Below are 6935 nucleotides of genomic sequence, written 5' to 3'. Positions count from 1 at the left end.
TTGCGCGACACGCTGGTCCAGCAGCCGAAGACCACGGCCACCTTGTCCTGGGTGAGCAACTGCTTGGCCTTCTCGGCGAACAGCGGCCAGTTGGATGCCGGATCGACCACCACGGGTTCGAGCTTCCTGCCCAGCACGCCGCCCTTGGCGTTGATGTCATCGATGGCCATCAGCACCGTGTCCTTGAGCACGGTCTCCGAGATCGCCATCGTGCCCGAGAGGCTGTGCAGCACGCCGACCTTGATGGTGTCCTGCGCATGCGCAGCAGCCGAAAGCCCCAGGCCCAGAGCCAGCGAGGCAGCCAGCGTAGTAAGTGTTCCGCGACGATTCATTGCACCACTCCAGTAGAAGGAAAAATGACCGGCCAGAGCGGCCGTGCGATGCGCAGTGCAATAGCTGTGCCAGCCCCGGATACCGGAGCTCCGCGCCCGTGCCGGTACGTTTTCTGTGCGGCCTCGCACCAATCGAGTGACGGCGATCGCACCACATCGGAGCGGATGGGCGCCGTGCACCATCGCGGCACGGGGCTTGCGGGAGATGGCCTGCTTCTTGCTCGATGCCTTCTCAATTTCGAGGATCACGCCGATGGAACTCACGCCACGCGAAAAGGACAAGCTGCTCATCTTCACCGCCGCGCTGCTGGCCGAGCGCCGCCGCGCGCGCGGGCTCAGGCTCAACTACCCGGAGGCGGTCGCGCTGATCAGCGCCGCCGTCATGGAGGGCGCGCGCGATGGCAAAACCGTCGCGCAGCTCATGAGCGAGGGCCGCACCGTTCTTGCGCGCCCGGACGTGATGGACGGAGTGCCGGAAATGATCCCGGACATCCAGGTGGAGGCGACCTTCCCCGACGGCACCAAATTGGTCACCGTGCACCAGCCCATCGTTTGAGCGCGGCGCCCGCCGGCCGCGTTGTTCCTCATTGTTCCTCGTCGTTCCTATTTCCTTCCCGGACACAGCCATGAAATCCAGAACCTTGCCCTTCACCGCCGCCGCCATGGCCATCGCCATCGCGCCCGTTTCCGCCCTGGCCCACGTGGGCGGACATGCCCACGCCCACGATGCGGCAGACAGCTTTGCCCAGGCGCTGATGCACCCGTTCACCGGCGCCGATCATGTGGCCGCGATGGTCGCGGTGGGCGCATGGAGCGCGCTGGCCGTGAAGCCGGCCTGGCGCGCGCCGCTGGCATTCGTGGCATTGCTTGCCGCGGGCTGCGTGGCCGGGTTCGCCGGTCTCGCGGTGCCTGGCGTGGAGCCGATGATCGCCGCCTCGGTGCTGGTGCTGGGCCTGCTCGTCGCGGTGCAAAAGCGCATGCCATGGGGCGTGGCGGCGGTGCTCGCCAGTGTGTTCGCGTTCTTCCATGGTGCGGCGCACGGCGCCGAACTGCCGGCGGATAACGCCCTGATGGCCGCCGCCGCCGTGTGCGGCATGGCGCTGGGATCGGCAACGCTGCATCTGGCGGGCCTCGCCCTGGGCGGGGCGCTGCAACGGCGCCACGCATGGATGGCCCGCGCCGGCGGGGCCGCCACCGCGGCGCTGGGCGCATTCATGCTCACGCGCCTGGCCTGAGAGCGCGCTTGCGATTCCATACACCCACGGAGAAACACGCCATGACCCCCGGAGAACTGCTGATCGACGAAGGCAGCCACGCGCTCAACGAAGGCCGCGCCGCGGTGACGCTGGTGGTGAAAAATACCAGCGACCGGCCGATCCAGGTGGGCTCGCACTACCACTTCGCGGAAACGAATGCCGGGCTTGACTTCGACCGCGCGGCCGCGCGCGGCAGGCGCCTGAACATCGCCAGCGGCATGGCCGTGCGGTTCGAGCCCGGCCAGCAGCGCACCGTGGAGCTGGTCGATATCGCTGGCGAGCGCCGGATCTACGGCTTTCGCGGCCAGGTCATGGGAGGGCTCTGAGCATGGCCGGGATCGACAGGCGCGCCTATGCCGAAACCTACGGCCCCACGGCGGGCGACCGCGTGCGGCTGGCGGACACGGAACTCGTCATCGAGGTGGAGAAGGACTACACGCTGCGCGCGGGAAGCTACGGCGAGGAGGTGAAGTTCGGCGGCGGCAAGACAATACGCGACGGCATGGCGCAAAGCCAGTTCGCGCGCGCGCAAGGCGCGATGGACACGGTGCTCACCAATGCGCTGATCCTCGACCATTGGGGCATCGTCAAGGCGGATATCGGCCTGAAGGACGGGCGCATCGACGCCATCGGCAAGGCGGGCAACCCGGACACCCAGCCGGGCGTGGACATCATCATCGGGCCGGGCACGGAAATCATCAGCTGCGAGGGCTGCATCGTGACCGCTGGCGGCATCGACTCGCACATCCACTTCATCGCGCCCCAGCAGATCGAGGAGGCGCTCGCCAGCGGCGTGACCACGATGATCGGCGGCGGAACCGGCCCGGCCACGGGCACCTTCGCCACCACCTGCACGCCCGGCCCGTGGAACATGGAGCGCATGCTGCAGGCCGCCGATGCCTTCGCGATGAACATCGGCTTCCTGGGCAAGGGCAATGCCAGCCTGCCGGGCGCCTTGCGCGAGCAGATCGACGCCGGAGCCATCGGGCTGAAGCTGCATGAGGACTGGGGCTCGACGCCCGCGGCCATCGACAACTGCCTGACGGTGGCCGAGGAGACCGACACGCAGGTGGCCATCCACACGGACACGCTCAACGAGAGCGGATTCGTCGAAGACACGGTGGCCGCGTTCAAGGGCCGCACCATCCACACCTTTCACACGGAGGGCGCGGGCGGCGGCCACGCGCCGGACATCCTCAAGGTGGTGGGCGAGGCCCACGTGCTGCCCAGCTCCACCAACCCCACGCGCCCCTACACCGTGAACACGCTGGACGAGCACGTGGACATGCTGATGGTCTGCCATCACCTGGACCCGTCCATCGCCGAGGATCTCGCCTTCGCCGAAAGCCGCATCCGCAAGGAAACCATCGCGGCCGAGGACATCCTGCACGATCTCGGCGCAATCAGCATGTTCAGCTCGGACAGCCAGGCCATGGGCCGGGTCGGCGAGGTGATCCTGCGCACCTGGCAGACCGCGCACAAGATGAAGGCGCAGCGCGGCGCGCTGCCGGGCGATGGCGCGCGCAACGACAATTTCCGCGCCAGGCGCTACGTGGCGAAATACACCATCAACCCGGCCATCGCCCACGGCGTGAGCCATGACGTGGGCAGCATCGAAGTGGGCAAGTGGGCCGACATCGTGATCTGGAAGCCGGCATTCTTCGGCGTGAAGCCGTCGGTGATCGTGAAGGGCGGTTTCATCGCCATGGCGGCGATGGGCGATCCGAACGCGTCGATTCCCACGCCGCAGCCCGTGCACTACCGCCCCATGTTCGGCAGCTTCGGCGGCGCGGTGGCCAGGACCTCGCTGACCTTTGTTTCACAGGCTGGCCTGGCGGCGGGCATCGGCGAGCGCTTCGGGCTGAACAAGCCCCTGTCGGCGGTGAAGGGCATCCGGGGCGTGGGCAAGCGCCACATGGTCCACAACGACTACGCGCCGCGCATGGAGGTGGACGCGCAGACCTACGCCGTGCGCGCGGACGGCATGCTGCTCACCTGCGAGCCGGCGAGCGTGCTGCCCATGGCGCAGCGCTACTTTCTGTTCTGAGCTGGAAGGGAGGATGTTCATGCGAATCCATCTTCGCGCCGTGCCAGGCGATCCAGTCGCTGGCCGCGATGACGGGCATGTCCCGCACCAGCGCGGGCAGCGCTTCATAGACCAGCACCGTGAGCGCCCGCGCGCGGCCATCGGGCGATTGGACGCGCACGTCCAGCAGTCGCTTGGCGTATTCGCCCAGGTTCCGTGGCCAGATGCCTTCGATGCCGTCGAGCGCCTGCTCCAGCGCGTCATCCAGAGGATAGACCTCGGCCAGGACGCTTTGCGAACCCTGCAGGCGCAGGGCGGGATACCAGCCGATGTCGTGCAGCGTGCCGGTCAGGGTGGCGGTGCCGGTTCGGACGATGCCATCGCGCAGGCGCGCGATGTCGTTGACGCCGCCCGCGCGCAGCGTTCCGTAGACGGCGACGTGCGCCGCGCCGCAGGGCTGCCACGGCCGGGCTGTGGGGGGGGTGGGGCGATGGTTCATATATGGAACATGGAGAAGGAGCGAGAACCACGGAGCATGCAGTTTGCGTGCCATCTCCACATGGGTTTTCTGGACGAGGGGGAGCGCGCGCCATGCTGCAGTTGAACAAGTTGCTGGCGCGGGGCGCCGGATTGTCGCGCGTGCTGCTTGCGCGGGCCGCGACGGTGGAGCTCGACTGGGACGTGCGCCAGAAAAGCCGCTTCGCCGCGACCGACAGCATGGGCCGCGAACTGGCGGTGTTTCTTGCGCGCGGGCAGGCGGTGCGCGGCGGCGACGTGCTGGTGGCGCAGGACGGATCGCTGGTGCGCGTGATTGCCGCGCCGCAGAAGGTGCTGCGCATCACCTGGTGTCCGCGGCACGGCGCGCCGTTCGACCTGATGCGCGCCGCCTATCACCTGGGCAACCGCCACGTGCCCATCGAGCTGCAGCCGGATCACCTGAAGATCGAGCCCGACCATGTGCTGGCCGCCATGCTGCGGGACATGCACATGACCGTCTGCGAGTGCGACCAGCCCTTCGAGCCGGAAGGCGGCGCCTACGGCGGCCATGCGGCCCATGGCGGACACCACCACCACGGCCACGCGCATGATCACGGCCATGCGCCAGGGAGCGCCGCGCCGTGAGCGAGCGGATGTCGCCGCACAGCCTGCTGCAGCTGATGTGGCTGGCCTCGCCCGCATTGCCGGTCGGCGGCTTCTCATACTCCGAAGGCCTGGAGGCGGCCATCGAGGCGGGCCGCGTGGGCGACGAGCAAAGCGCTGGCCTGTGGCTGGCCGACCAGTTGCACCTGTCGCAGTCCCGTGGCGACATGGCGGCGCTGGCGCAGGCGATCCCCGCCTGGCGGGCCGGCGACCTGCAACGCGCCGAGGCGCTCAATGAGTGGGTGATCGTCACGCGCGAGAGCAGCGAGCTGCGCCTGCAAAGCGAACAGATGGGCCAGTCGCTGGCGGCATGGCTGCGCAATCAGCACGCGCATTGCGCCGGGTGCATGGCCCTGGTCGAGGCGCTGGCCGCTTTCTCGGGCCGCACGCCCACCTATACCGTCGCCTTCGCGCTGGCCGCCGCGTTCACGCAGGCGCCCACGCGCGAATGCGCGCTGGCCTATGCCTTCGGCTGGGCCGAGAACATGGTGCAGGCCGCCATCAAGGCCACTCCCCTGGGCCAGAGCGCGGGGCAGCGGATCCTTGCGCGCCTGAGCCAGGAAATTCCCCATGCCGTGGAGCACGCGCTGGCGCTGCCGGACGATGCGCGCACGGTGTTTTCGCCCATGCTGGCGATTCTTTCGTCGCGGCATGAATCGCAGTATTCGAGAATCTTCAGATCATGAGCACTTCCTTCGCACTCCACCATGTTCCCGGCCGCACCAGAAAGCTCCCGCCCCTGCGGGTGGGCATCGGCGGCCCGGTCGGCTCGGGCAAGACCACGCTGCTGGAGATGCTCTGCAAGGCCATGCGCGCGAAGTGGGACCTGGTGGCCATCACCAACGACATCTACACCAAGGAAGATCAGCGGCTGCTCACCGTCAGCGGGGCGCTGCCGGCCGAGCGCATCATGGGTGTGGAGACCGGCGGCTGTCCGCACACGGCGATCCGCGAGGATGCCTCGATCAACCTGGAGGCCATCGACCGCATGCTGGGCGAGTTTCCCGACGCCGACATCATCTTCATCGAATCGGGCGGCGACAATCTGGCCGCCACGTTCAGCCCGGAACTCAGCGACCTGACGATCTACGTGATCGACGTGGCCGCGGGCGAGAAGATTCCGCGCAAGGGCGGCCCGGGCATCACCAAGAGCGACCTGTTCGTGATCAACAAGACCGATCTGGCGGCGCACGTCGGCGCGGATCTCGATGTCATGAGGAGCGACACCGAACGCATGCGCCGAACGCCAGGCGGCATGAAGCCGTTCGTGATGACCAACCTGAAGACGCTGTCGGGGCTGGATGAGGTGGTCGCCTTCATCGAAAAGCGGGGCCTGCTGGCGGGCTGACGCGCGCGCCGCGCCCGGTGGCGCCGGCCCCTTGGCCTTCAGTAGAATGCCTTGCTAGTTCCACCACACAAGCGCGGCGACATTGGACAAGACATTCATCAAAGGCCTGGTGCTCCTTGAGGCCATGGCCCGCAACGACAAGGGCTCCGGCGTCAGCGAGCTGGCGGCGCAGTTGCTGCTCAACAAAAGCAACGTGCATCGCCTGCTGCAGGCGCTGGTTCATCAGGGATTCGCGCGCAAGAACGCCGAAACCAACCGCTACGAGCTCACCATGAAAATGTGGGAGCTGGGCTCGCGCATCGCGGGCAAGCTCGATGTGCGGCTGGAATCGCTGCCGTTCATGAAACAGCTCGCCGAGGAAACGCGCGAGACGGTCCACCTGTCCATCCTCGACGGCGCGGAGGTGCTCTACATCGAGAAGATCGACAGCCCCCAGCCGGTACGCGCCTACACCACCGTCGGCGGGCGCGCGCCCGCGCAGTGCGTGGCGACCGGCAAGGCCCTACTGGCCTGGGCCGACGAGGAAGTGCTGGCCAATGTGAAGAACCGGCTGAAGGCCCACACCGGCAAGTCCATCGTCCGCCTCGGCGATCTGCGCCGGCAGCTCGAGGAGATCCGCACCACGGGCTATGCCATCAACACGGGTGAATGGCGCGAGCAGGTGGTGGGCGCGGCCGCGCCCATCCGCGATGCGTCGGGCCGCGTGGTGGCCGCGCTCGGCATCTCGGGCCCCGCCGAGCGGCTGGATCTGCAGGCGCTCAGGCAGGGCGGCAAGCGCCTGATCGAGGCGACCCAGGCGATCTCGCTGCGCCTGGGCTACAGCCGCACTTAGA

General features: G+C 67.9%; 10 protein-coding genes. 8 read left to right on the top strand and 2 right to left on the bottom strand.

Features of this window, described 5'->3' with window-relative positions:
* On the bottom strand, positions 1–332 hold a 332-nt coding region (locus ABWP92_RS15630; protein WP_353236324.1), incomplete at its 3' end, for a transporter substrate-binding protein.
* A gap of 253 nt (positions 333–585) precedes the next feature.
* Here ABWP92_RS15630 and ABWP92_RS15625 point away from each other — a divergent pair.
* From ABWP92_RS15625 to ureC, 4 genes are all read left to right on the top strand, one after another.
* Positions 586–888, top strand: coding sequence for an urease subunit gamma (locus ABWP92_RS15625; RefSeq protein WP_353236323.1), 303 nt, complete (start codon positions 586–588; stop codon positions 886–888).
* Between the two features lie 70 nt (positions 889–958).
* A complete protein-coding gene (locus tag ABWP92_RS15620; protein WP_353236322.1) occupies positions 959–1567 on the top strand; it encodes a HupE/UreJ family protein in 609 nt (202 codons plus the stop codon).
* Between the two features lie 41 nt (positions 1568–1608).
* A complete protein-coding gene (locus tag ABWP92_RS15615) occupies positions 1609–1914 on the top strand; it encodes an urease subunit beta (protein ID WP_353236321.1) in 306 nt (101 codons plus the stop codon).
* Between the two features lie 2 nt (positions 1915–1916).
* Positions 1917–3635: an urease subunit alpha gene (ureC, locus tag ABWP92_RS15610; RefSeq protein ID WP_353236320.1), complete on the top strand. Its 1719-nt coding sequence runs from the start codon at positions 1917–1919 to the stop codon at positions 3633–3635.
* Here ureC and ABWP92_RS15605 read toward each other — a convergent pair.
* Complete coding sequence (locus tag ABWP92_RS15605) at positions 3580–4113, bottom strand: gamma-glutamylcyclotransferase family protein (protein WP_353236319.1); 534 nt, start codon at positions 4111–4113, stop codon at positions 3580–3582. The two genes, ureC and ABWP92_RS15605, sit on opposite strands and share 56 nt — an antisense overlap.
* A gap of 92 nt (positions 4114–4205) precedes the next feature.
* On the opposite strand from ABWP92_RS15605, the gene ureE reads away from it, so the two are divergent.
* From ureE to ABWP92_RS15585, 4 genes are all read left to right on the top strand, one after another.
* Positions 4206–4736: an urease accessory protein UreE gene (ureE, locus tag ABWP92_RS15600; protein ID WP_353236318.1), complete on the top strand. Its 531-nt coding sequence runs from the start codon at positions 4206–4208 to the stop codon at positions 4734–4736.
* A gap of 8 nt (positions 4737–4744) precedes the next feature.
* On the top strand, positions 4745–5440 hold the full coding sequence (locus ABWP92_RS15595; RefSeq protein WP_353236325.1) for an urease accessory protein UreF: 696 nt from the start codon (positions 4745–4747) through the stop codon (positions 5438–5440).
* Positions 5437–6102, top strand: coding sequence for an urease accessory protein UreG (gene ureG, locus ABWP92_RS15590; RefSeq protein ID WP_353236317.1), 666 nt, complete (start codon positions 5437–5439; stop codon positions 6100–6102). Before ABWP92_RS15595 ends, ureG begins: the two co-directional genes overlap by 4 nt.
* A gap of 82 nt (positions 6103–6184) precedes the next feature.
* The gene (locus ABWP92_RS15585) at positions 6185–6934 is read left to right on the top strand and encodes an IclR family transcriptional regulator (RefSeq protein WP_353236316.1); all 750 of its coding nucleotides are present in this window, start codon (positions 6185–6187) and stop codon (positions 6932–6934) included.
* Position 6935: the final 1 nt, after the last annotated feature.

It is taken from the genome of Diaphorobacter ruginosibacter (assembly GCF_040396215.1).
Lineage (GTDB): Bacteria > Pseudomonadota > Gammaproteobacteria > Burkholderiales > Burkholderiaceae_C > Diaphorobacter_A > Diaphorobacter_A ruginosibacter_A.
The sequence above is the reverse complement of the archived record's forward strand: the minus strand, read 5'-3'. Positions and strand labels throughout refer to the sequence as shown.

Bases quoted from the DNA above. Each gene is read 5' to 3' on its own strand.
- ABWP92_RS15605 (WP_353236319.1), bottom strand. From the start codon at position 4,113: ATGAACCATCGCCCCACCCCCCCCACAGCCCGGCCGTGGCAGCCCTGC.
- ureG (WP_353236317.1), top strand. From the start codon at position 5,437: ATGAGCACTTCCTTCGCACTCCACCATGTTCCCGGCCGCACCAGAAAG.
- ureC (WP_353236320.1), top strand. From the start codon at position 1,917: ATGGCCGGGATCGACAGGCGCGCCTATGCCGAAACCTACGGCCCCACG.
- ABWP92_RS15620 (WP_353236322.1), top strand. From the start codon at position 959: ATGAAATCCAGAACCTTGCCCTTCACCGCCGCCGCCATGGCCATCGCC.
- ABWP92_RS15595 (WP_353236325.1), top strand. From the start codon at position 4,745: ATGTCGCCGCACAGCCTGCTGCAGCTGATGTGGCTGGCCTCGCCCGCA.
- ABWP92_RS15615 (WP_353236321.1), top strand. From the start codon at position 1,609: ATGACCCCCGGAGAACTGCTGATCGACGAAGGCAGCCACGCGCTCAAC.
- ABWP92_RS15625 (WP_353236323.1), top strand. From the start codon at position 586: ATGGAACTCACGCCACGCGAAAAGGACAAGCTGCTCATCTTCACCGCC.
- ureE (WP_353236318.1), top strand. From the start codon at position 4,206: ATGCTGCAGTTGAACAAGTTGCTGGCGCGGGGCGCCGGATTGTCGCGC.